We start from the raw sequence: 1,895 nt of genomic DNA on the forward strand, positions 1-1,895 counted from the left end.
GATTAAAGCGTTTGAAGTAGGTTTCTGGCGTGCGGTCAAGGCCATCATTGGCTTTCAAAGACAACATGAGATGACAATGCGGTTGATCAATGCCGCCAATTCTCGATTTAACGTTGTGTATGGCGTAAGAATGCGGATATTGGTGACTGGCTACGTGTTCATTTAAAAATGCCTCTACCAGTGTTTTACGCTGTTCTGGTGTAAGTTCATTGGGGAGAGCCAATTCATATTCCATGTAGACTTTGGCATTGGCTCGCTCATGGGTATCTGCTGCTTTCCAGAAGTCAGCAGGATCTTTCGCCCAAGATGGCATACAACCACCCGGTTCAATATGTTCTAAAACTTCTTGGCTTTTGACACGCACATGCTGATATTTTTCTAATCGAGCAATATAGAAATAATGTTCGAGTGCATAGCCTTTGGGTTTGTCTCTTAGTTGCAGGTGATAGCTAGCCATTTTCTGCCATTGTTTTAATAATTTGCTTTAAATAAATTGGCAAACCATCTTCGTCGCGATAGTCTGTGAGTTGATCTAAAACCAGTGGAAACAAGGTCTTGGCTTGAGTTTCACTGAGGCCAACATTGAGCATTTCTTGAAAAATGATCGTATTGCGATTGGCTAAATTAAATTGAATATCTTCATTAAAAATGGCACGAATCATTTGTGCTGCGGTCAGTTTGGTGACATCAATATTTTTTGTTTTTAACAATGACAATAGCGCCCCGCCGATCTCAAATTTTTTCTTGTTATCGGCATTCCGTTTTGCTTTATTTTCTTTCTTCTCGAGCTGGTTGAGATACAGTTTTAAGCTATTTTCATCGACTTTGTTGTCTTTAAAACGAAGATATTGAGTTGCCATTGTTTTAAGCACATTCAGTGTCTGATCTTCACGAGTGCTTTGGTATTGTTGATATAACTCGACGAACTTTTTTTGAAAGAAATCATGCGATGTAGTTTTACAAAGTTGTTGATAAAGCAGTTCAACTTTTTGAAGCTCTCTAAATGGTTTAATGGCTTGTTTTACGATGACTAATGCAGTTGGTGACAAGTTCTGCATTTCAAATTGAGATGCTTGAATTTCACGAACTGCATTTTGAGTGACTTGATCCCAAATTTTATACTTTCTCACATAGTCGACATAGGCCTTTAACTCTAGTTGATTGAGCAAAAGTGCTGGTCGTCCACGTTTTTTAAAATCAGAGTTTTGCATTTTAACAAGAAATCCATTCGCTTCAATTTCATTATGCTTTGTAGCATAACTTATTGGGCGAATGGATTTAATTAATAAAAAATAAAATAAATTTTATTTTTTATTAATTCGCACTTAACAGTTTCTCTTCGAGAAACTACAGTCCGTGAGGGAATCCTTCCCCTCAACCCCTGGGCATCAGCAGCTTAGGTATTGAACCTAAGCTGCTGATATTTAAGCAATATGCTTAAATTTTAAAATCAAAACAATGCTGTGCTTTTCGCTTAAATTGCGCTTGTTTCCGGCAAAAAAGATGTCCGTTGCTGCATTTTCAGTTTCGTTTCTACAAAAACGTTTCTGTTACCGCATTTTCAGTTTTATTTCTGCAAAAAAAAAGTCTGTTGCTGCACTTTTAGTTTCGTTATTACACTTTGCTTGATCGTGTTAGCAACGATTAAAACAAGTCTTAGATTTATACGTGACAATAAAAAGCCAGTTGTATGAACTGGCTCTTTCTATTTGGGATTTACTTACCAATTGCGATTTTTTACCGTGCCTCTCATAAATTAACAGTCAAAGCTGAAGAAGTGCTCTGGGAAACAAGAAACAAAGGCTTTTTGAATATCGCTGTACTCACACTCAGGATGCTTCTCTAAATAACGTCGAGTCCAAATCAGTGTGGCTTCATAATCATTAAAGCACTGA

General features: G+C 37.3%; 2 protein-coding genes. Both read right to left on the reverse strand.

Annotated features, from left to right (window positions below; genetic code table 11):
* On the reverse strand, nucleotides 1–457 hold a 457-nt coding region (locus tag PVW51_RS24175; protein ID WP_274578229.1), incomplete at its 3' end, for a MobA/MobL family protein.
* Nucleotides 450–1,211 carry a hypothetical protein gene (locus tag PVW51_RS24180; RefSeq protein WP_274578231.1) on the reverse strand — a complete coding sequence of 254 codons (762 nt, stop codon included), beginning with the start codon at nucleotides 1,209–1,211 and terminating at the stop codon, nucleotides 450–452. The genes PVW51_RS24180 and PVW51_RS24175, both read right to left, overlap by 8 nt.
* Nucleotides 1,212–1,895: the final 684 nt, after the last annotated feature.

This window comes from Sulfitobacter sp. PR48, assembly GCF_028807335.1.
Classification (GTDB): domain Bacteria; phylum Pseudomonadota; class Alphaproteobacteria; order Rhodobacterales; family Rhodobacteraceae; genus Sulfitobacter.

Coding starts and splice junctions, on each gene's coding strand:
- PVW51_RS24180 (WP_274578231.1), bottom strand. CDS start 1,211: ATGCAAAACTCTGATTTTAAAAAACGTGGACGACCAGCACTTTTGCTC.